The organism is Aminobacter sp. Y103A (genome assembly GCF_030294925.1).
GTDB lineage: Bacteria > Pseudomonadota > Alphaproteobacteria > Rhizobiales > Rhizobiaceae > Aminobacter > Aminobacter ciceronei.
Map to the genome: position 1 here is coordinate 225,555 of NZ_AP017986.1, position 21,001 is coordinate 246,555.

General features: G+C 64.5%; 17 protein-coding genes and 1 pseudogene. 5 read left to right on the forward strand and 13 right to left on the reverse strand.

The genetic code is table 11. The features are described from left to right. Positions 1–20 precede the first annotated feature (20 nt). The 4 genes from Amn_RS01105 to alr form a co-directional block, all read right to left on the reverse strand. Complete coding sequence (locus Amn_RS01105) at positions 21–1,202, reverse strand: PLP-dependent transferase (RefSeq protein WP_067955459.1); 1,182 nt, start codon at positions 1,200–1,202, stop codon at positions 21–23. After that, complete coding sequence (locus tag Amn_RS01110; RefSeq protein ID WP_067965845.1) at positions 1,199–1,927, reverse strand: FadR/GntR family transcriptional regulator; 729 nt, start codon at positions 1,925–1,927, stop codon at positions 1,199–1,201. The genes Amn_RS01105 and Amn_RS01110 overlap by 4 nt, the downstream gene beginning before the upstream one ends. Before the next feature lie 362 nt (positions 1,928–2,289). Further along, on the reverse strand, positions 2,290–3,543 hold the full coding sequence (locus Amn_RS01115) for a D-amino acid dehydrogenase (RefSeq protein ID WP_154387173.1): 1,254 nt from the start codon (positions 3,541–3,543) through the stop codon (positions 2,290–2,292). Between the two features lie 15 nt (positions 3,544–3,558). Then, positions 3,559–4,692: an alanine racemase gene (alr, locus tag Amn_RS01120; protein WP_067955456.1), complete on the reverse strand. Its 1,134-nt coding sequence runs from the start codon at positions 4,690–4,692 to the stop codon at positions 3,559–3,561. A gap of 130 nt (positions 4,693–4,822) precedes the next feature. On the opposite strand from alr, the gene Amn_RS01125 reads away from it, so the two are divergent. Continuing rightward, positions 4,823–5,287: an Lrp/AsnC family transcriptional regulator gene (locus Amn_RS01125; RefSeq protein WP_067955455.1), complete on the forward strand. Its 465-nt coding sequence runs from the start codon at positions 4,823–4,825 to the stop codon at positions 5,285–5,287. 44 nt (positions 5,288–5,331) lie between these two features. Here Amn_RS01125 and Amn_RS01130 read toward each other — a convergent pair whose 3' ends face one another. The 3 genes from Amn_RS01130 to Amn_RS01140 all read right to left on the reverse strand — a co-directional run bounded on the left by Amn_RS01130 (position 5,332) and on the right by Amn_RS01140 (position 8,659). After that, positions 5,332–6,765 carry an NAD-dependent succinate-semialdehyde dehydrogenase gene (locus tag Amn_RS01130; protein ID WP_067955453.1) on the reverse strand — a complete coding sequence of 478 codons (1,434 nt, stop codon included), beginning with the start codon at positions 6,763–6,765 and terminating at the stop codon, positions 5,332–5,334. A gap of 83 nt (positions 6,766–6,848) precedes the next feature. Beyond that, positions 6,849–7,970 carry an NAD(P)/FAD-dependent oxidoreductase gene (locus Amn_RS01135; protein WP_067955452.1) on the reverse strand — a complete coding sequence of 374 codons (1,122 nt, stop codon included), beginning with the start codon at positions 7,968–7,970 and terminating at the stop codon, positions 6,849–6,851. Between the two features lie 2 nt (positions 7,971–7,972). Continuing rightward, positions 7,973–8,659 (reverse strand): GntR family transcriptional regulator, encoded by a 687-nt coding sequence (locus tag Amn_RS01140; protein WP_067955451.1) that lies wholly within the window; start codon positions 8,657–8,659, stop codon positions 7,973–7,975. Between the two features lie 268 nt (positions 8,660–8,927). Between Amn_RS01140 and Amn_RS01145 the strand changes: the two genes are divergently transcribed. Continuing rightward, positions 8,928–10,298 (forward strand): aspartate aminotransferase family protein, encoded by a 1,371-nt coding sequence (locus Amn_RS01145; protein ID WP_067955449.1) that lies wholly within the window; start codon positions 8,928–8,930, stop codon positions 10,296–10,298. A gap of 163 nt (positions 10,299–10,461) precedes the next feature. On the opposite strand, the gene Amn_RS01150 is transcribed toward Amn_RS01145, so the two are convergent. Next, positions 10,462–11,832, reverse strand: a complete 1,371-nt coding sequence (locus Amn_RS01150) for an IS1182 family transposase (protein WP_067961601.1) — start codon at positions 11,830–11,832, stop codon at positions 10,462–10,464. Positions 11,833–11,963: 131 nt separating this feature from the next. Further along, positions 11,964–12,716 carry an SDR family NAD(P)-dependent oxidoreductase gene (locus Amn_RS01155; RefSeq protein ID WP_067955447.1) on the reverse strand — a complete coding sequence of 251 codons (753 nt, stop codon included), beginning with the start codon at positions 12,714–12,716 and terminating at the stop codon, positions 11,964–11,966. A gap of 166 nt (positions 12,717–12,882) precedes the next feature. On the opposite strand from Amn_RS01155, the gene pcaD reads away from it, so the two are divergent. After that, on the forward strand, positions 12,883–13,680 hold the full coding sequence (pcaD, locus tag Amn_RS01160) for a 3-oxoadipate enol-lactonase (protein WP_067955445.1): 798 nt from the start codon (positions 12,883–12,885) through the stop codon (positions 13,678–13,680). A 21-nt stretch (positions 13,681–13,701) separates the two neighbouring features. On the opposite strand, the gene Amn_RS01165 is transcribed toward pcaD, so the two are convergent. Genes Amn_RS01165 through Amn_RS01175 form a run of 3 tightly spaced genes read right to left on the reverse strand, consistent with a single transcriptional unit; the run spans position 13,702 to position 18,977 of the window. Further along, positions 13,702–16,788 (reverse strand): efflux RND transporter permease subunit, encoded by a 3,087-nt coding sequence (locus Amn_RS01165; RefSeq protein WP_067955444.1) that lies wholly within the window; start codon positions 16,786–16,788, stop codon positions 13,702–13,704. Beyond that, complete coding sequence (locus Amn_RS01170) at positions 16,789–17,856, reverse strand: efflux RND transporter periplasmic adaptor subunit (protein ID WP_286294298.1); 1,068 nt, start codon at positions 17,854–17,856, stop codon at positions 16,789–16,791. Beyond that, positions 17,853–18,977: an efflux RND transporter periplasmic adaptor subunit gene (locus tag Amn_RS01175; RefSeq protein WP_154385853.1), complete on the reverse strand. Its 1,125-nt coding sequence runs from the start codon at positions 18,975–18,977 to the stop codon at positions 17,853–17,855. The genes Amn_RS01170 and Amn_RS01175 overlap by 4 nt, the downstream gene beginning before the upstream one ends. A 179-nt stretch (positions 18,978–19,156) precedes the next feature. On the opposite strand from Amn_RS01175, the gene Amn_RS01180 reads away from it, so the two are divergent. After that, on the forward strand, positions 19,157–19,402 hold the full coding sequence (locus Amn_RS01180; protein WP_067955441.1) for a DUF982 domain-containing protein: 246 nt from the start codon (positions 19,157–19,159) through the stop codon (positions 19,400–19,402). A 173-nt stretch (positions 19,403–19,575) separates the two neighbouring features. Continuing rightward, a pseudogene (locus tag Amn_RS01185) lies at positions 19,576–20,069 on the forward strand (ABC transporter permease subunit); the annotation flags it as partial. A 27-nt stretch (positions 20,070–20,096) separates the two neighbouring features. Here the strand turns inward: Amn_RS01185 and Amn_RS01190 are convergent. Continuing rightward, positions 20,097–20,999 (reverse strand): ABC transporter permease, encoded by a 903-nt coding sequence (locus Amn_RS01190; RefSeq protein WP_286294301.1) that lies wholly within the window; start codon positions 20,997–20,999, stop codon positions 20,097–20,099. Positions 21,000–21,001 lie beyond the last annotated feature (2 nt).

Here is a 21,001-nt window from a genome sequence, read left to right on the forward strand (position 1 = left end):
CCCATTCTTGGATCTTGAAGTTATTTTCTTGTTGCACTCTCGAAGGCCCGACTGACGTCGGCCCAGAGATCCTCCACGTTTTCCAGCCCGATATTCAGCCTGATGGTTCGCGGGCTGACCCCGAACCGGCCGATCGAATTGGCATCCGGCGTCTGCTGCAGCGAGGCGAGCGCCGGCACCACGAGGCTTTCGTGACCGCCCCAGCTGACGCCGATGCGGAACAGTTTCAGCGCGTCGGTGAAGGCAGGCACGTCGATGTCGTCGGTCACCTCGAAGGAGAACAGGCCGGAATAGCCAGTGAGCGTCTTCTTGCCCGGATGGTTGGAGAAGGCGGGGTGGTTGACGCGCTCGACATGGCCGTGGCCCTTCAGCCGTTCGGCAATCGTCAGCGCGCTCTTCATGTGGTGCGGCAGGCGCAAAGGCAGCGTGCGCAGTCCGCGCAGCAAGAGCCACGCCTCGAAAGGCGACAGCTTGGCGCCGAGATAGGGATAGGTGCGCTCGTTGATGCGGCGAATGTGCTCGGCCGAGCCGGCGACGACGCCGGCAACCGTGTCGCTGTGGCCGCCGAGATATTTCGATGCCGAATGCATGACCACGTCGACGCCGTGCAGGATCGGCTTCTGGAACAGCGGCGTCGCCCACGAATTGTCGATGACGGTGACGATGCCTTGCGCCTTGGCGAGTGCCGTCAATACCTCGAGGTCCTGCAGCTCGAACATCATCGAGGTCGGGCTTTCGAGATAGAGCATCGCCGCGCCCGGCAGTGCTGCCTTCACCGCGTCCGGGTCGGAGCCGTCGACATAATCGACCTTGATGCCGAGATGCGGCAACAGCCGCTCGAACAGGCGGTAGGCGTCGCCGTAGCAGTTGCGGATGGCGACGATGCGCTGACCCGCGCCGACAAAGGCAAGCACGGTCGAGCTGATTGCCGCCATGCCGCTGGAAAATCCGCGCGCCGCGTCGGCCCCTTCAAGGGCGGCGATCTTGCTCTCGAATTCCATGACCGTCGGGTTGTTGCCGCGCGAATAGATCGGCTTGGTGCTGCGCCCGGCAAACACGTCCGCCATCTCGGCATAGCTGTCGAAAGTGAACAGCGATGTCTGGTAGATCGGCGGAACCACAGCGCCGCCGGGGAACGGCTCGTCATGGGCCAGCAAGGTCGCCGCCTCGGCTATGAAATCGCGCTCGAACTCGCTGTTCATTTGTATCCCGCACGTTTGAGATTGGCGTCGCCGCGGCGTAGGTCGGCCTCGACGGTGGCGATCAGTTTCAGCGCTTCGCCGCGCGCTCCTTCGGCGTCGCCAGCCGCAATCCGCTCGTAGACCGTGCGGTGATAGGGAAAGCTGGCGTGGCCGAAATCGCGGACGCCCAGCGGATGCTCCCAGAAACGGTGGAACAGCTCATGCATTGCCGAGATGATCTGTTCGAACAGCGGATTGCCCGACACGCGGTAGATCGCCTGATGGAAATCCCAGTCTTCGTCCGAGGACATGCCGGCGCGGCTGTGGAAGGCTTCTTCCATGACCTCGAGCTTCTGGCGGATGATCTCGACTTCGGCCGGACCGGCGCGCAGGGCGCACAGGGCGGCGGCTTCGGCCTCGAGGCCACGGCGGATTTCCAGCGTGTGCATCAGGCTTTCGAAGTCGTTGCCCGAGGCAAATGTCAGCGGCAGATGCAGCATGTCGCGCGATACCGCCGCCTTGAGATAGGTGCCGCTGCCCTGGCGGCGTTCCACCAAGCCAAGTCCTTCCCAGCGCGTCAGCGCCTCGCGCACGGTGGTGCGGCTGACCTTCAGCCGCTGCGACAGGACGCGCTCGGTCGGCAACCGGTCGCCGGGCTTGAGCTCTTCGTGGATGACGAAGTCTGCCAGCACGTTGAGGACTGCATCATCGCGCGCAGTGGCTTGGAGGGGAGGCAGGTCGAGCACGTCGCGGCCTTCAAATGGTACAATGGTCAGACCAATTTGTGCATGGCCAGTTGCGGCTGTCAATCGCGAATGTCAGGACAGTTCAGGAGCGACTGACCGGGCACCGGTCGTGGGCAACTGATACGAGGCGTCTGGCGATGCTGGATGCCGCGTCGAGATGAGTGTTGTTGACGGTCGTGGTCAACTGGTCGGCAGGGTCATCTTTGCAATGGTTTCAAAGCCTTGCGGACAATGCGATGCACAATAGGCCGCCTCCGAGGTCGGAGGGCGACCTATTGCGACAAGACAGTCAGCTGGGCGACGAGGGTCGTAGCATCGGAAAACGCAGGCACGGCCTGGCGCCCGCGCGACAGCTGATGTTTTCAGGCGTAGCGCGACAGAGCGAGGTCGGAGACGTCGATCTCGGGACGGACGCCGCCGATCATGTCGGCCAGCACCCGGCCCGAACCGCAGGCCATGGTCCAGCCCAGCGTGCCGTGGCCGGTGTTGAGGTAGAAGTTGTCGAACTTGGTGCGTCCGATGACCGGCGTGCCATCCGGCGTCATCGGCCTCAGCCCGCTCCAGAAGGTGGCGCGGCTCTGGTCGGCGGCGCCGCCGAACAGGTCCTCGACCGAGAACTGCAGCGTTGCCTTGCGCGACGGCGACAGGTCGGTGTTGAAGCCGGCGATCTCGGCCATGCCGCCGACGCGGATACGGTCGCCGAGGCGGGTAATGGCGATCTTGTAGGTATCGTCCATGATCGTCGACACCGGCGCCTTGCTCTCGTCGACGATAGGCACGGTGATCGAATAGCCCTTGACCGGATAGACCGGGACCCGGAGGCCCAGCGGCTTGACGAAGGACGGCGTGAAGCTGCCGAGTGCGCCGACGAACATGTCGGCCTCGACATCGCCTTCCGAGGTGCGGACGGCGACGATGCGCTTGCCTTCCTGGCGCAGGCTTTCCAGCTTCACATTGTAGCGGAACTCGACGCCGAGCTGTTCCGCGAGTTTGGCCAGCTCGTTGGTGAACTTGAAGCAGTCGCCGGTCTCGTCATTCGGCAGGCGCAGGCCGCCGGCGATCTTCTCGCGCACCGGCGCCAGGCCCGGTTCGGCACCGACGCAGCCGGCGGGATCGAGCACTTCGTAAGGCACGCCGTCGCTCTGCAGCACCTCGATGTCCTTGGCCATGCCGTCGAGCTGCTTCTGGTAGCGGAACAGCTGCAGCGTGCCCTGCGTGCGGTGGTCATACTGGATGCCGGTATCGTCGCGCAGCGCAATCAGCTGGTCGCGGCTGTATTCGGCGAGGCGGACCATGCGGCTCTTGTTGAGCGCGTAGCGGGCCGAGGTGCAGTTGCGCAGCATTGCCGTCACCCAGCGCCAGGTCGAGACGTCGAGCATCGGCTGGATGATCAGCGGCGCGTGCTTCATGAACAGCCACTTCATCGCCTTTTGCGGAATGCCGGGAGCGGCCCAGGGCGAGGCATAGCCGGGCGAGATTTCGCCGGCATTGGCAAAGCTGGTTTCCAGCGCCGGACCGGCCTGGCGGTCGAGCACGGTCACCTTGTGACCCTGCTTGGCCAGGTAGTAGGCGGAGGTGACGCCGATGACACCGGCACCGAGAATGACTATGCGCATGATTGCCCCTGTGGTTTAGCGCGCTGCCGGGCTGAGGTAGCGGCGTCTGTAGCGCCGGCCCAGGCTGGTCAGGATTTCGTAGGAAATGGTGCCGGCATCCGACGCGATCATTTCGAGCGTCTGGTGCGGGCCGATCAGTTCGACCATGTCGCCAAGCTTCAATGTTCCGGTCGGCAAGCCGGTGACGTCGAGAATGATGCTGTCCATCGACACGCGCCCGACGATCGGCAGGCGCACGTCACCGAACCAGGCAGCGCCTGAATTGCTGAGATGGCGCGGCAGGCCGTCGGCATAACCTGCGGCGATGGTGGCGAGCCGCATTTCGGACCTGGCGACGAAGCTTGCCCCATAGCCCACCTCGGCACCCGCCGTCACGGTGCGGGTCTGGACGACGCCGACGTCGAGGCGGACCACCTGCTGCATCGGATTGACGCCCTCGCCGAGCGGCGCGCCGCCATAGAGCGCTATGCCCGGGCGGGCGAGATCGCCATGAAAATCGTCGCCCAGGAAGATGCCGGCGGAATTGGCAAAGGACAGCTTGGCATCGGGGAAGCGTGCGCGCACGTCCCGCATGCGTCCGAGCTGGCGGGCGTTGGCATCATGCGCCGGCTCGTCGCCGCAGGCGAGATGGCTCATCACGATGTCGATGTGGATACCGTCGAGCCGGTGTGGTTCGGCGATCAGAGTTTCCAGCTCCTGCGGCTCGAGCCCGAGCCGCGACATGCCGGTGTCGGCCTGGAGTGCTGCCGGCAACGTCACGTTGCGCGCCCTTGATGTGGCCGACCAGTTGGCGACCTGTTCGAGCGAGTTCAGCACCGGCACCACGCCGAGGTCGGCGCAATCGGCCTCGCTGCCCGGCATCAGACCGTTGAGCACCAGGATGCGTGCGTCAGCAGTGAGATGCGGCTTCAGCCTGACCGCTTCGATGAAATGGGCGACGAAGAAGTCGCGGCACCCGGCGGCGTATAGAACCGGGGCAACCTCGGCCACGCCGAGCCCATAGGCATCGGCCTTGACCACCGCCGCGGTCCTTTCAGGCGCGTTGCGCTGGCTCAGCTGCCGATAGTTCTCGACCAGAGCGTCGAGATCGATGGTCAGCACGCCGCATGCCGCACGGCTCTCAATGTCGCTTTGCACGCCCATTGTCATATCAGGAAATTGTCCTCACCTTCGCCAAAGAATATCGCAATGATCGGCGAAAATCTTGCCAATGTGATGATGATCATGCGAACTGTGCGTAATCTGTGCAATTTTCGAAGCGTTGTTGAAAGGAACAGCGATGCCCTCTCTGGACGCCATCGACCGCGGCATCATCCGGGCATTGCGCGCCAATGCGCGCGTCAGCAATGCCAGCCTCGCGGCCGAGGTTGGCCTGTCGCCATCAGCCTGTCTCAGACGGGTGCAGTTGCTGGAGCAGGAAGGGGTCATCAGGGGCTACACCGCGATCATCGGCAATGCCGCGGCCGACGAGGGCATCGCCGTCATCGTCCAGATCACGCTGGAGCGGCAGACCGAGGAGTATTTCAACCGCTTCGAGCTCGCGGTGCGGCGCTACCCCGAGATCAAGGAGTGCTACCTGATGACCGGCGATTCCGACTATTTCCTGCGTGTCGAAGTGGCCAGTGCCGGCGATTTCGAGCGCGTGCACAAGGAGATCCTGTCAGCGCTGCCGGGCCTCGCCCGGATCCATTCGAGCTTCTCGATCCGCAACATCCTGCAGTCGAAACGGCCGAAGACGTCTTGAAGAAAAGCCGGCGCCCTGGTGGTACGCCGGCTTTGTTGTCAGTGTCAGACGGCTGACTGGGTCACGAATTTGGTGACCAGATAGGCTTCGAGCGCTTCGGTGCCGCCTTCCGAACCGTAACCGCTGTCCTTGACGCCGCCGAACGGCGTTTCGGGCAATGCCAGGCCGAGATGGTTGATCGTCAGCATGCCGGTTTCGATCTCGGCGCCGAGGTCGGTGACCGTCTTGTTCGACTTGGTGAAGGCATAGGCCGCGAGGCCGTAGGGCAGGCGGTTGGCCTCGGTGACGACGTCCTCGAAGGTCCTGAACGGCATCACCAGCGCCACCGGGCCGAAGGGCTCCTCGTTCATGATGCGCATGTCGGTGCGCACGCCCGACAGCACCGTCGGCTCGAAATAGGAGCCCTTGTTGCCGATGCGCTTGCCGCCAGTCTCGAGTCTGGCGCCGTCGGCCACCGCCTCGGTGATCAGCTTTTCGACCGCTTCCAGCCGGCGTTCATTGACCAGCGGGCCCATGCGGCTGCTGGCCTCCAGGCCGTCGCCGACCTTCACGCCCTTGGCATGCTCGACGAACTTGCCGAGGAAGCGGTCGTAGGCGCCTTCCTGGATCAGGAAGCGCGTCGGCGACACGCAGACCTGGCCGCCATTTCGGAACTTCGACGCGGCGAGCGTCGCTGCGGCTGCGTCGACATCGGCGTCGTCGAACACCATCGCCGGTGCATGGCCGCCAAGCTCCATCGTCGCGCGCTTCATGTGGGTGCCGGCCAGCGCCGCCAGATGCTTGCCGACCGGTACAGAGCCGGTGAACGACACCTTGCGGATGACCGGATGCGGCACGAGGTAGCCGGAGATTTCGGGCGGGTTGCCATAGACGAGGTTGAGCACGCCGTCGGGCAGGCCGGCATCCCTGAACACGTCGGCAAGGCAGGCCGGCGACGCGGGCGTCTCTTCCGGCGGCTTGACGATGATCGAGCAGCCGGTGGCAAGGGCTGCGCCGATCTTGCGCGCCGCCTGCGAAATCGGGAAGTTCCAAGGCGTGAACGCTGCAACCGGACCGACCGGCTCCTTGACGACGATCTGCTGGATGCCGGGCGCACGGGCCGGAATGACGCGGCCATAGGTGCGGCGGCCTTCCTCGGCGAACCAGTCGAACAGGTCGGCTGAGGAGAGCACTTCCATCTTGGCTTCGCCGACCGGCTTGCCCTGTTCCTGCGTCAGCAGTGTCGCGATCGCATCGGCGCGTTCGCGTAAGATGTCGGCGGCGCGGCGCAGCACCTTGGATCGGTCGTAGGGCGACACCTTGCGCCAGATCTTGAAGCCGCGCTCGGCGGCGGCGAGTGCCCGGTCGAGGTCGCCCTTGCCGGCCGAGGCGACCTTGCCGATCACCTCGTTGGTGGCGGGGTTGTAGACGTCGATGGTCCTGCCGCCTTCGGCCGCCGTCCATTTGCCATCGATGAACAATTTCACTTCGGGGTACATGCTGTGTCCTTGCTGGGTCGTTCGTGAGCGGATGAAGATGGGGCAGGCGTCGCCGGGCGGCGGGTCACGCCTCGAATGGTGCGCTAGACATAGGTTCGCTTCAGCTTCCGTGCCACCAGTTCTGCGATTGCCAGCGACGAGGTCAGCCCCGGGCTTTCGATGCCGAACAGATTGACCAGTCCACTGACGCCGTGGACCTCCGGGCCTTGGATGACGAAATCGGCAGCCGGCTCGCCGGGCCCGACAAGTTTGGGGCGGATGCCGCAGTAGGTCGCACTCAGGCTGTCGTCGGCGAGGCCGGGCCAATATTTCCGGATCTCGCCATAGAAGTGGTCGGCCCGTCGCGGATCGACCGTGTAGTCCTTGGTCTCGATCCACTCGACATCGGGGCCGAAGCGCATGCCGCCATTGAGGTCGAGCGTCAGATGCACGCCGAGCCCGCCCGGTTCAGGCACCGGATAGATCAGCCGTGAAAACGCCGGCTTGCCTGACACCGAGAAATAATTGCCCCGGGCATAAAGCAGCGCGGGCACGAATTTCGGGGAGAGCCCCGCCAGCGATGCGGCGAGCCTGTTCGCGCCAAGACCGGCGGCGTTGACGACATGCCGTGCTGCGATCTCGAAACCTGCGCCGCTCGAGCTGTCCAGTGTCTGCAGCACGAAACGGCCCGCTTCGATACGACCGGAAACGATCTCGGTGTTGAGGCTGAGAAAGGCGCCATGCTCCTCGGACTCACCGAGCAGTGACAGCATCAGTGCATGGCTGTCGACGATGCCGGTCGATGGCGACAGCACGGCGGCGTGGCAGGCAAGAGACGGCTCCATCGCTTGCGCTTCGGTGGCGTCGAGCAGCACGAGGTCGTCGACGCCGTTGGCCCGAGCCTTGTTGATGATGCCTTTCAACGTCGGCACCTGCTCCGGCAGCGTTGCCACGATCAGCTTGCCGCAGCGCTTGTGCGGAACGCCGCGCTCTGCGGCATAGGCGTAGAGCATGTCGCGGCCTTTGACGCAGAGCTCGGCCTTCAGGCTGCCCTCGGGATAGTAGATGCCGGCGTGGATCACTTCCGAGTTGCGCGAACTGGTTTCGGTGCCGATGGCATCAGCCGCTTCGACGACGATCGTCTCCATGCCGCGCCGGCTGAGTTCCCGCGCCACGGCGAGACCAATGACGCCGGCGCCGGCGATGATGCAGTCGACCGTCTCCATGGTCAGCCGGCACTCCCGGTCGGCTTCAGCGCCGCGAGCTGCTCGATGATGGCCGAGCTTGCGCCGCGGATGTCGTCGACGATGGCGCGCTCGGCCCGGTCGGCGTCGCGGGCCTCGATGGCTAACAGGATCATGTGGTGATAGTCGATCATCGCCCGCCCGCCATGCTGGTAGGACGCCGCGATCATCGGCCCCATCTGCAGCCACAGCCGGTTGAGGATGCCGCGCAGCACGGTCATGCCGGCGATCTCGGCCAGCGCAAAATGGAAGGTCTGGTTCAGTTCCAGCGCCGCCGGCCAGTCCGCCGCGGCAATGGCCTGCTCGTTGCGCGTGACGAGTTCGCGCAGCCGCTCGATGTCCCTGGCCTCGGCCTTCAGCGCTGTCTCGCGCGCGGCAAGCCCCTCCAGCTTCATCCTGATCTGACGGATTTCGAGATAACGCTCCAGCGTCATGACAGGCACGCGTACTTCGCGCGCCGACTTCTGCACCAGCGCCTCGTCCTGGATCAGGCGCAGTATGGCATCGCGCACCGGTGTCACCGACGTACCCAGCGACTGCGCCAGGTCGCGGATGGTCAGGCGCGCGTCGGGCGCGAAGCGTCCCTTGATCAGCGCGTCGGACAGCTGGCCGTAGACAATCTCGCCGAGATTGTCGTGCTCAACCATCTGCAAGGCGAAGCCTTCGGTCATCGGTTTCCTTCGCTCAGCTGCTCATTGTCCGGGCTCGCATGGCGCCGGGGTCAGGTCGCGTGCCCCTTTGTCGGTACTGGGCAGCTGCGGCACCCTGGCCTTATCTGGCCTGCCCGTGCCGCTTCTCTGGCCCTTGACATTGGTCCACACGAAAAACATGATGCATCAAACAACAATTTACGGATTTTGCAAGCGGTCGCTGACCGCGAACGCAAGATCATCGACATCGTCGCCCTGCCGGCGACGCTTCATCCAGTGAGGAACGACAATGGACAGCCAGCCGAATTCGCCCGAGGCGCGCGACAAGAAATTCCACATGCACGCCTACACCAATGCCCGCCGCCACCAGGAGGTCGGCCCGCTGATCATCGAAAAGGGCGACGGCATCTATGTCGAGGACATCTCGGGCAAGCGCTACATCGAGGCGATGTCGGGACTGTGGAGCGTCGGCGTCGGCTTCTCCGAGAAGCGCCTCGTCGATGCCGCAACGAAGCAGATGGCCAAGCTGCCCTACTACCACAGCTTCACCCATAAAGGGCACTCGCCGCTGATCGACCTCGCCGAGAAGCTGGTGACGATGGCGCCGGTGCCGATGAGCAAGGCGTTCTTCACCAATTCCGGATCCGAGGCCAATGACACGGCCATGAAGATGATCTGGTTTCGCTCCAATGCGCTCGGCCAGCCCGAGCGCAAGAAGATAATCTCGCGCAAGCGTGCATATCACGGCGTCACCATCGCTTCCGCCAGCCTCACCGGCCTGCCCAACAACCATCTGTCCTTCGACCTGCCGATCGCCAATGTGCTGCACACATCGTCGCCACACCACTGGCGTGAGGCGCTGCCTGGCGAGACCGAGCAGCAGTTCTCGACCCGTCTCGCCGACGATCTGGAAAAGCTGATCCTCGCCGAGGGCCCCGAAACCATCGCCGCCATGTTCGGCGAGCCGGTCATGGGTGCCGGCGGCGTCGTCGTCCCGCCGGCCGGCTATTGGGAGAAGATCCAGGTCGTTCTCAAGAAGTACGACATCCTGCTCGTCGCCGACGAAGTCATCTGCGGCTTCGGCCGCACCGGTAACATGTTCGGCTCAGAAACCTACGCCATGCAGCCCGACATCATGGTCATGTCCAAGCAGATCTCGTCGTCCTATCTGCCGATCTCGGCGCTGATGATCAACGACAAGGTGTTCGAGCCGATCGCCGACGAAAGCAACCGCATCGGCACCTTCGGTCACGGCTTCACCGCCGGCGGTCATCCGGTCGCCGCCGCCGTTGCGCTCGAAAATCTCAAGATCATCGAAGAACGCAATCTGGTCGCCAACGCCCGCGAGGTCGGCGCCCACATGCAGAAGCGCCTGGCGAAAATCGCCGCGCACGATCTCGTCGGCGAGGTCCGCGGTGTCGCCCTCATCGGCGCCATGGAGCTGGTCGCCGACAAGGCAACCAAGGCGCCATGGGGCTCCGCTGGCGCACTTGGCGGCCTGGTCAACGGCCTGCTGCAGCAGAATGGCATCATCTCCCGCAACATGGGTGACGCGCTTGCCTTCTGCCCGCCGCTGATCATCAACGACAAGCAGGTCGACGACATCTTCGACGCCGTCGAGAGGTCGCTCGACGAGGCAGCGAAGCACGTCAAGGCCTGATCGTCGATTCAACCAGGCAACAGCAAAAAGCCCGCCATCCGGCGGGCTCAGACTGCTGACAAACCCCGTCGAATTTCGGCGGGGTTTTGTTTTGTGGGTTGATTGAGCTTTTGGATTGATGTCGGGGGGCAGATGCCAAGGCCGTTGCGAGCCGGCTTTGGCCTCATGCGAGGCTTGGTTTTGGCTTTGGCCAGAGGCTGATTGCGATCTTTTTCATGTTCTGGGCGGCGGCTGCGATCAGGCACTGGCAGGCGACGCTTGTTCGCCCTCGGAAGCGGGCATAGCGATGGCCGAAGAGCTGCTTGGCATCGGCGAAGGATCGCTCGACCGTCTCCTTGCGGCGTCGATAGATCGCCTTGCCCCATGCGGTTAAGCGGTTGGCATCGACCCGCTCGCGGACATCCTGCCAGACATGGCGCGTGATGGTGCGCTCGGCCTTGGCGTTTGATGTGCAAGACGCCAGCAGCGGACAGTTGCGGCAGATCGTCGGGTCGCTCCTGTAGTGGCGATAACCGCCGCGATCGGTGGTGGCGTAAGTGAGCAACTGGCCCTGCGGGCAACGATAGCCGTCAAGGTCCGGCTCATGGACGAAAGCGCCCTTCCTCATCTTGCCAGGCTTTGGCCGGGGCGGGTTGCGATAGCCGACGACACCCTGGATGTTCCTGTCCTCCAGGCCCTTGGCGATGCCTGGCGTGGCATAGCCGGCATCCAGCCCCGCCGCCGTGACGTCGAAGCCGAAACGCTCCACCTGGCGGTCGAGCCGGTCGAGATAGACGATCGAGTCATGCACGTTGGCCGGCGTGGCAAACGTGTCGGTGATGATGCCGAAGCCGCCATCCACCGTGCGGTGATCGAGATAAAAGAAGCCCTTCGGCTTGCCCTCGCGCACCATATAGCCAGCCTCAGGATCGGTGCGCGAGACCTTCGTCTCTTTCACCGCAGGCTGCCGCTCCTGCTCCTTCAGCGCCTTCTGGCCGTGCAACGCCCGTTCGGCATCGATCGCCCGGTCGAGCTCGCCCCAGTAGTCGGCACGCGACTTGGCGACCATGGCAAGGTCGTACTTGCCCTTGTTGGCATTGGCCTTCAGGTGCGTGCTGTCGGTGTAGAGCACCGTGCCGTCGACCAAGCCTGCCCCGATCGCCTGCTCGACAATGCGGTCGAAGATCGCCTGCGCGATCGTCTCGTCCTGGTAGCGCCGGCGTCGGTTCTGCGACAATGTCGAGGCGTCGAACACCTTGTCCGTCAGCTTCAGCCGCAGGAACCACCGGTAGGCGACATTGACCTCGATCTCTCGCACCAATTGCCGCTCCGAGCGCACCCCGAACAGGTAGCCGATGAACAGCGCCTTGAACATCAAAGTCGGATCAAGTGGCGGGCGACCATTGTCGGCGCAGTAAAGCGGCGCTGTCAGATCGTGGATGAACGAGAAATCGATAACACCATCGATCTTGCGCAGAAGGTGATCAACTGGAACCAGTTGATCGAGCGTGACGATCTCAAGTGCGGTTTGTTCAGGGCCGGCTCGCTTCAACATCACCCACTGAATCACAAACCCCCAACTCTCGCCAGGGGGTTGTCAGCAGTCTGAGCCCGCCATCCGGCGGGCTTTTTTTGTTTGGGCGCGCGGCAGGTATTCTCCCGCACACGGAGAGCAGGCAAAAGCTCTCAAACGTGCTGACCGCCGTTGATATGGATTTCAGAGCCCGTGACATAGGAGGCCTGGCCCGAGCACAGGAAATAGATGATGTCGGCGACTTCCGACGTCAGGCCGAGCCGGCGCATCGGGATCGTCTCGACGATCTTGTCGGTCCCCGGCGACAGGATGGCAGTGTCGATCTCGCCGGGCGCAATGGCGTTGACACGGATGCCGTGCGGGCCGAAGTCGGCGGCCATCTCGCGGGTCAGCGCGCCAAGTGCTGCCTTGGACGTGGCATAGGCCGTGCCGGCAAAGGGATGGACGCGGGTGCCGGCGATTGAGGTCACGTTGACCACCGAGCCCTTGGCCGCCGCCAGTTCCTTGAACAGGCCGCGCGCCAGCATGATCGGCGCCAGGAAATTGACCTGGAACACGTCGCGCCAGACGTGCATCGGCGTGTCGATCGAGTTCATCCGACCGCCGCCCTTGTGCTTGGGCGAGATGCCGGCGTTGTTGACGAGCGCATGCAGCAGTCCGCCTTCCTTCTCCAGCCGCTGGCGGATTTCGGAAACGGCGCTGCCGACATCACCCTGGTCGGCGAGGTCGACCTTGATGTGATCGTCCGGACCGGCCGGCCACGGGCAATCGTCTGAAAATGCCTGGCGCGAACAGGTGATGACGCGCCAGCCCTCGCGCGAAAAGCGCTTCACCGTCGCATGGCCGATGCCGCGGCTGGCTCCGGTCAAAACGATCGTCTTTCGCCCTTCGGTCTTCTCGGCCATCACATCCTCATTTTAAGCTTACAGCTTATGTAGCGGATGCACCTTGCCATTGCGAGGGGGCGCGGCTCTCGGCCGCGCTCGGCAGAGGCCTCGCGGCTTGACCGCGCCGGCCTGACGGGCGACTTCTAGGCCCCATGTCCATGACCTCGCGACGAGGAGACTGTCCGTGCAATTTACTGAAATCGGCGGCATCACGCTGCATCACCAGCTGATCGGCGGGCCTGCCAACAAGCCGGTCTTCGTCTTCGTCAATTCGCTCGGCACCGACTTCCGCATCTGGCGTGACGTCATCATCCGCTTTGCCGGCGACTTCCCGATCGTCACCTACGACAAGCGCGGCCACGGCCTCTCCGATGTCGGTACGTCGCCATATCGGATGGACGATCACATCGGCGACCTCGAAGGGCTGCTCGATCATCTCAACGTCAAGGACGCCATCATCTGCGGGCTGTCGGTCGGCGGCATGATCGCGCAAGGCCTTTACGCCAGGCGGCCCGACCTGGTGCGGGCGCTCGTGCTCTGCGACACCGCCCACAAGATCGGCACGGCAGAGCTGTGGAACAGCCGCATCGCCGCCGTCGAAAAGGATGGCATCGCGGCGATCACGGGCGACATTCTGCAGCGCTGGTTCACGCCCGACTTCCACGCGCAGCGCAAAGCCGACCTCACCGGATACCGCAACATGCTGACGCGCCAGCCTGTCGTCGGCTATGCCGGCACCTGTGCTGCCCTGCGCGATGCCGACTACACCGAGGCGGCCAAGGCGATTGCTGTGCCGACGCTCTGCGTCGTCGGCGATCATGACGGCTCGACGCCGCCGGCGCTGGTGCGCGCGCTGGCCGATCTCATCCCCGGCTCTCGCTTCAAGATCATCGACGGCGCCGGCCACATCCCTTGCGTCGAGAAGCCGGAAGAACTGACCGCTCTCATCAAGAACTTCGTCGCCCAACTGCCGCCGCAATAGGCTGGCTGCCACCGGTGGCGCCTACGCCGCCGGTGGTTCCATCGCTTCGGTCGTGGCGCTGCCGGCCTCGTCCGGCTCCTTGAGCCTGAACCAGGCGACATAGAGTGCCGGCAAAAACAGCAGGGTAATTGCCGTGCCGGCCAGAATGCCGCCCATCATCGCATAGGCCATGGGCGCCCAGAACACCTCGCGGGCGATCGGGATCAGCGCCAGCGATGCTGCCGCCGCCGTCAACGCAATCGGCCGCATGCGGTGCTCGGAGGCCTCGATCACCGCATGCCACCGGTCGGTACCCGTGGCGATCAGCTCCTCGATCTGGACGATCAGGATCACCGAATTGCGGATCAGGATGCCGACCAGCGCCAGCACGCCGAGGATGGCGACGAAGCCGAGCGGCTGGCCCGTCGGCACGAGTGCCGCGACCACGCCGATCAAGCCGAGCGGCGCGACAGCCACCACCAGGAACAGCCGCTGGAAGCTTTGCAGCTGCAGCATCAGCACGGTTGCCATGATGAACAGCATAAGCGGCACCACGGCGATGATCGGCCCTTGGCTGTTGGCGCTTTCCTCGACCGAACCGCCGGTTACGACAGTGTAGCCGTCGGGCAACTTGGCCGCGAAGTCGTCGATCGCTGGCTTGAGTTCGGCGACGACGGTGTCGGGCAGGGCGCTGCCGACCATGCCCGCCTTGACGGTGATGGTGGGCAGGCGGCTGCGGCGCCAGACCGTCGGCTGCTCGATCTCGTAGCGGAAGTCGGCCACCGTCGCGAGCGGGATGGATTCGCCGCCTCCGGTGGGTATCTGCAGGTTGCGCAGCGTTTCGATCGAGCCGCGTTCGGCATCCTGCGCCCGCACCACGACATTGATCAGATATGTGGCGTCGCGCACCTGGGTGATTGCCACGCCGCCGACAACGCTGTTCATGGCGCTGGCGATGTCCTCGGAGGTGATGCCGAGCTGCCGTGCCTTGTCCTGTAGCACCTCGACCTTCAGCACGCGCTCCGGCTCGTTCCAGTCGAAGCTTGGCGCCTGCAGCTTGGGATTGGCCGAAATGACGCCCGCCAGCTGCTGTGACAGCGCCCGCACCGTCTGCACCTCCGGGCCGCTGATGCGATACTGCACCGGCCGGCCCACAGGCGGGCCGAGCTCCAGCGTCTTGACGTAGGTGTCGGTTCCGACGAACTGCTCGCGCAGGATCTTTTCGATCGCCGGCTGCACCCGGTGCCGTGCTTCGAGGTCCTTGGTTACGATCACCGTCTGGCCGAAATAGGGATTGGCCGGCTGCACGTCATAGGCCAGCACGAAGCGCACCGCGCCCTGTCCGATATAGGAGCTCCAGTGGTCGATGTCGGCATTGCCCTTCAGCGCGATCTCCTCGAAGCGCTCGATCTGGGCACGTGTCTCGGCAATCGAGCTGTTCTGCGGCAGGTTCCAGTCGACGATCAGTTCGGGCCGGTCCGACGGCGGGAAGAACTGTTGCTGCACGAAAGTCAGCCCCACCACCGACAGCACGAAGGCGACGACGGTGGCGATGATGGTCAGCCAGTGGCGGCGCACGGCAAGCCGCAACAGGCGCGAGAAGCCCGCCGCAAAGCGGCCCGGCCGCTCGTCGTGTTTTTTCATCGTCGCCGGCAAGAGCGTGACGCCGAGCAGGGGCGCAAACAGCACCGCCACGATCCAAGACAGCAGCAGCGAAACGGCGATGACGACGAACAGCGTGTAGGTGTATTCGCCGGCCTGGCTGCTGTTGAGGCCGATGGGGATGAAGCCTGCGACCGTCACCAGCGTGCCGGTCAGCATCGGAAACGCAGTTGACGTGTAGACATAGGTCGCGGCTTTGCGGAGCGAGTCGCCGACCTCCAGCCGGGCCACCATCATCTCGACGGCAATCATCGCGTCGTCGACGAGCAGGCCGAGCGCGATGATCAGCGCTCCGAGCGAAATGCGCTGCAGCGAGATGCCCATATAGGCCATGACCAGGAAGGTGATGGCCAGCACCAGCGGGATCGACAGCGCCACCACGAAGCCGGCACGCATGCCCAGGCTGATGAAGGACACGGCGAGCACGATGGCCACCGCCTCGAACAGCGCGCGGGTGAAGCCCGACACGGCATGCTCGACGATGACCGGCTGGTCGGCGACCTGGTGCACGCCGACGCCGACCGGCAACTCACCGGTGACCTGCCCCATCAGCGCCTTCAACGCGTCGCCGAACTCAAGCAGGTTGGCGTTCGGCTTCATGCCGATGGCGAGACCGATCGCCGGTTCGCCATTGACGCGGAACAGGGCCGTCGGCGGATCGACGTAGCCGCGGCTGATGGTGGCGACGTCGCTCAGCCGGAAGAAGCGATCATTGACCCTGAGGTTGATCGCCCTGAGGCTTTCCTCCGAGGTAAACTGGCCGCCGACGCGCACCGCGATGCGCTCCGGTCCGGCCTGGATGACACCCGACGGCGACACCGCGTTCTGCGCCTGCAGGCTGGCGACGACGGCCTGCTGGTTGAGGCCCAGAGCCGCGATCTGGCGCGTCGAGAATTCGAGATAGATGACCTCGTCCTGCGCGCCGATGAGCTCGACCTTGCCGGCATTGGGAATGGTCAGGATGCGCGTGCGCACCATCTCGACATAGTCGCGCAGCTGGCGCATCGACAGCCCGTCCGAGGTGAAGGCATAGATGTTGCCGAACACGTCGCCGAAGCGGTCGTTGAAGAACGGTCCTTGCACCCCTTGCGGGAAATTGGGCCGGAGGTCGTTGACCATGTTGCGGACCTGCACCCAGGTCGGGGCCACGTCGCGCGCCTTGGTGGTCGGCTTGAGATTGACGAAGATGATCGTCTGGCCGGCGGTCGTCACGCTGCGGCTGAAATCGAGGCTCTCCAGTTCCTCGAGCTTCTTTTCGATCCTGTCGGTCACCTGCCGCGTCGTTTCGTCGACCGAGGCTCCCGGCCAGTTGGCCTGGATCAGCATCGTCTTGATGGTGAAGCTCGGGTCTTCCTCGCGGCCGAGATTGAGATAGGCGAAGACGCCCGCCACGGTGAAGATCAGCATGAAGTACCAGACCAGGGAGCGGTGGTTCAGCGCCCAGTCGGAAAGATTGAAACCCTTCACCTACGCCCCCTCTGGAATTCTGACCTTCTGGCCCTCGGCGAGGCTGCGCACGCCGGCAGTCACCACGCGCGTGCCGGCGCCGATGCCGCCGGCGGTAAAGCTCGCACCGTCCTTTGCCTTGACCTCGACAGGCTGCAGGCTGACGGTCGAAGCATTGGGGTCGACGACCCAGACGAAGCTCTTGCCGTCCTTTTCCAGCAAGGCCGTCAGCGGCAGGTCGATCGCAGCGTCTGCCTTCGACGGCTGTGTCGCCGTCACCGTCGAGCCGAGCCGAAAGGCCGTCGGCGGAGCGCTCAACGCCAGCCGCACCCGCCGCGTTCGCGTCGCAGCATCGGCCTGCGGCGCGATTTCGCGGACATGTGCCTTGGCCCGCAGCGACGGCAGCATCTGCAACGCCACCTCGAACTCGTCGCCGTCGCGCAGGCTGATCGCCATCTGGTCGGGAACGTCGACGACGGCCTCGCGCGCATCCGAGAGTGCCACCGTCACCACCATCTGTCCCGGAGAGACTGTCTGGCCGACCTCGGCGCCGACCGCGGTGACGATGCCATCGAAGTCGGAAAACAGTCGGGCATAACCGAGTTGCTCCTCCGACTTGGCCAGTGCCGCGCGCGTGCGCTCGACATTGGCCGCAGCGGAATCCAGCGCCTGTTTCGCGGAATCATAGACTGCCTGCGAGGTGTTGGATTCGGCCAGCAGGCTGCGCTGCCGTTCCTCGCTGGCGGCGGCATTGGCGAACTGCGCCTCCGCCGTCGTCAGGTCGGCGCGCGCTGCCTGCGATGCGAGCTCCAGCGCCAGCGGGTCGATCGCGGCAAGCGTCTCGCCCTTGGTCACCATGTCACCGACGCCGACATCGCGCGTCACAAGCCGCCCGAGCAGGCGGAAGGCGAGGTCGGCGGAGAATTCAGGCTGTATCGTTCCGGCAAAGCCCTGCGCGGTCGGGCCGTGCGGCTCGACGACAGTCGACAGCACCGGGCGGATGACTTCGGGAGGGGGCGCTTTTTCCTCGCTGCAGGCCGCAAGCGCGAGCAACGGCACGAAAGCAAGCAAGCTTGTCCTGGAGATCATGGCGCCACCTCCACCACCTGGCCGGGACTGAGCAATTGTCCGCCCTGGGCGACAACCGATTGTCCGATCTCCAGTCCATTGGCCACGACGACGACACCCGAGGCAAAGGACTGCACTTCGATCGCCGCCAGCGCCACAGCCTTGGTCGCGGGGTCGATGGTCCAGGCCGCCGGCCTTCCCGCATCCGACATCAGCGCCTGCCATGGCAGCACGATGGCCGGCTGGGGCTTCGACACGATTGTGCCTGTTATCGCGGCACCCAGCGGCATCTCGGTGGGCGTGTTTGGCACCATCACCTTGACCCGGATCGAGCCCGATGCCGGATCGACCGCCGGCGACACCTCGCGCACCTGTCCCGGGGCTTTGATGCGCGGGTCAGAAATCAGCGCGATCATCACGTCGGGTGCCACCGGGTTGCGCGCCACCAGCGCCTCGTCGACATTGAACACGGCGTCGCGGTCTCCGTCCTCGGCAACGGTGAACACCGTCTGTGCCGCCTGCACGACCTGGCCAACCTCGATCGTCCGTGCCGTCACCACGCCGTCGGCGCTGGCCTTCAGTTCGGTATAGGTCAGCCGGTCTTCGGCATTGCTCATCTGGCTCTGTGCCGATTCCACACCGCTTTGGGCGACGCGTTGCGCCTGGTCTGCCTGGTCGTAATCGCGCCGCGTCGTGAAGCCCTGGGCAAGCAGCGTCTTCTGCCGTTCGAATGCGGCGGCGGCCTGCTTGAGCTGCGCCTGCGCGGCATAGAGGCTGGCCTGCGCCGCCCGCACGTCCGACTGCTGCTCCTGCGGGTCGAGCTTCGCCAGCACCTGGCCCTTGGTCACGCGCTGGCCGATGTCGACACTGCGCTCGGCGACCCGGCCGCCGACCTGGAATGACAGGTTGTTCAGCGTCCGCGCGGCAATGACGCCGGTCAGCGATGTCGATGGTGCATAGTCGGTCAGTTTGACCTCGACGGAGCGCACCACGATCGGCTGCCGTTCCGCCGTTTCCTGTTTCTGGCAGGCCGGAAGCGGCAACAGAAGGCAAAGCGCGAGGGCGGTGAGGTGTCGTCTGGGTGGCGCGCATGCCGATATCTTGCCCGGCATGCCTGCGGTGATCGGGTTCGTGGATCGCATCTGCCCCCCCCCAAATCGCTTCGTCAACAAGCTACGATGCAACTGGCAATCGGGCAACGCCCAGCAAACCTGCCGGTATCGTGATGCGACAGGGCGAGTGCGTGGCGCACAGCACACGTTGCCACGGAACCCGAGCTATTCCGGAGCGTTGTTGGACGCAATCAACTCGGAGGATCGCCATGGATCGTATGCTCTTCGACAGCCCTGTACAGATCCGCATCGGGACGGAAAGCACCCAGCGCGAGGTGACGACCGTCAAGGGCGCCTACGAAGCGCTCGTCGACTGGCCGCATGCCAAGCGCAGCGGTCCGCTCTACCGCGAGGCGGTCGAAACCGTATCCGCAGCCCTTGCCGGCACCCGCACGCGCGAGGCTGCCAAACGGGCCTTTATCGCCGCTGCCGACGAAATCGGCATCAGGATCTGAGCTTGTCGGCCATCGGGCGGAGGGGTGGCCGTTCGCCGGGCGGCGAACGGCGCAAGACTCTATTGCCGGCGAAAATGGGCAGGACATCTCAGTCACGCACGGTTTGCCGGAATAAATTAACTCTACAGAAGTTATAGAATTAACATTCTGAATGGGCATCGTCATTCAACCCCGGCCGCGGCATCTTCGATCCCGTACTGGAATTTCTGCGACCGATCCCGCCGCTCGCCTATCTGCCGCCAGTGATCATCTGGCTCGGCATCGGCGAACAGGCCAAGGTGTTGGTCATCGCAATTGCCATGGTGGCGCCGATCGCGCTGTCGACGGCCTCCGGCGTGCGCGGTGTGCAGCAGGATCGCCTCAACGCCGCGCGCCCGCTTGGCGCCACGCGCCGGCAGGTCTTCCGTTTCGTCGTCTTGCCCAGCGCGCTGCCGTCGATCCTCACCGGCCTGCGCATCGCGCTGGGCGCCGGCTGGACCACTTTGGTCGCCGCAGAACTGGTGGCTGCGACGCGCGGCCTCGGTTTCATGATCCAGTCGGCGACTCAGTTCCTCGTCACCGACGTCGTCGTGATGGGTATTCTTGTCATCGCCGCGGTCACCTTCATGTTCGAATTCGGCCTGCGTTTTGTCGAACGAGGCTTGTGCCCTGGGCCGGCCGCGAGTAGCGGTCGGCCGAGGCTGCGGCCCGGCACTTATGCCCGCATGGTTTCGCGCATGGCGCTGCGTCCGCGCAGCATGGGTAGCCCCAGCGTCACCAGCACGAAGCCGGCTGTCACGACCTTGAGGTCGCTTGGCTGCAGCCCGATCGACAATGCCAGCGACACGAGCTGATAATAGACCATTGCACCGACGACAGGCGCCAGCAATTGCCGGGTGACGGTCTGCCGTCCGGTGATCGTTTCGCCGATGACCAGCGAGGCGAGACCGTTGATCAGGATGCCGGTGCCCATGCCAACGTCGGCATAGCCCTGCAACTGCACGATGAGCGCGCCGCCAAGCGCGGTCAGGCCAGAGGCGACACCCAGGCCGACGATCGTGTATGTCCAGATGCTGATGCCGAGCGATGGCGCCAGCTCCGGATTGATGCCGATGACGCGCAACGCCGCTCCTGCCTGCGTGGCCAGGTAGCAGCGCAATGCGGCCAGGGCCACGACGATCAGCACGGCGAATGTGGCGACTTGCAGCCGAACGTCGGTCAGGATGGCCGGGTTGATCTGGGTAAAGATGTTGTCGGTGTTGAACAAGGCGATGTTCGAGCGGCCGAGAACGCGCATGTTCGCGCTGTAGAGTGCCGTGAAGACCAGGATGCCGGCCAGCAGCGAATTGATGCGAAAGCGCAGATGCACCAGCGCGGTCGCCGCGCCGGCTCCGACACCAGCGAGCATCGCGACAACGGTTGCCAAGAGCGGCGGATATCCGGCCAGCAAAAGTGTGGCGCAGACGCAGCCGCCAAGCGGAAACGCACCTTCGCTGGTCAGATCAGGAAAGCTCAGCAAACGGAACGGGATCATGATGCCGAGCACCAGGAACGAATAGATGAGGCTTTGCGAGAGCGTCACCGGCACGAGATTGAGATAGGCGTGGATCACGTCCATTG

Excerpts from the sequence above, each read along its gene's own strand:
- Amn_RS01105 (WP_067955459.1), bottom strand. The coding sequence starts at position 1,202 with ATGAACAGCGAGTTCGAGCGCGATTTCATAGCCGAGGCGGCGACCTTG.
- Amn_RS01115 (WP_154387173.1), bottom strand. The coding sequence starts at position 3,543 with ATGCGCATAGTCATTCTCGGTGCCGGTGTCATCGGCGTCACCTCCGCC.
- alr (WP_067955456.1), bottom strand. The coding sequence starts at position 4,692 with ATGACAATGGGCGTGCAAAGCGACATTGAGAGCCGTGCGGCATGCGGC.
- Amn_RS01125 (WP_067955455.1), top strand. The coding sequence starts at position 4,823 with ATGCCCTCTCTGGACGCCATCGACCGCGGCATCATCCGGGCATTGCGC.
- Amn_RS01130 (WP_067955453.1), bottom strand. The coding sequence starts at position 6,765 with ATGTACCCCGAAGTGAAATTGTTCATCGATGGCAAATGGACGGCGGCC.
- Amn_RS01135 (WP_067955452.1), bottom strand. The coding sequence starts at position 7,970 with ATGGAGACGGTCGACTGCATCATCGCCGGCGCCGGCGTCATTGGTCTC.
- Amn_RS01140 (WP_067955451.1), bottom strand. The coding sequence starts at position 8,659 with ATGACCGAAGGCTTCGCCTTGCAGATGGTTGAGCACGACAATCTCGGC.
- Amn_RS01145 (WP_067955449.1), top strand. The coding sequence starts at position 8,928 with ATGGACAGCCAGCCGAATTCGCCCGAGGCGCGCGACAAGAAATTCCAC.
- Amn_RS01150 (WP_067961601.1), bottom strand. The coding sequence starts at position 11,832 with ATGTTGAAGCGAGCCGGCCCTGAACAAACCGCACTTGAGATCGTCACG.
- Amn_RS01155 (WP_067955447.1), bottom strand. The coding sequence starts at position 12,716 with ATGGCCGAGAAGACCGAAGGGCGAAAGACGATCGTTTTGACCGGAGCC.
- Amn_RS01170 (WP_286294298.1), bottom strand. The coding sequence starts at position 17,856 with ATGATCTCCAGGACAAGCTTGCTTGCTTTCGTGCCGTTGCTCGCGCTT.
- Amn_RS01175 (WP_154385853.1), bottom strand. The coding sequence starts at position 18,977 with ATGCGATCCACGAACCCGATCACCGCAGGCATGCCGGGCAAGATATCG.
- Amn_RS01180 (WP_067955441.1), top strand. The coding sequence starts at position 19,157 with ATGGATCGTATGCTCTTCGACAGCCCTGTACAGATCCGCATCGGGACG.
- Amn_RS01190 (WP_286294301.1), bottom strand. The coding sequence starts at position 20,999 with ATGGACGTGATCCACGCCTATCTCAATCTCGTGCCGGTGACGCTCTCG.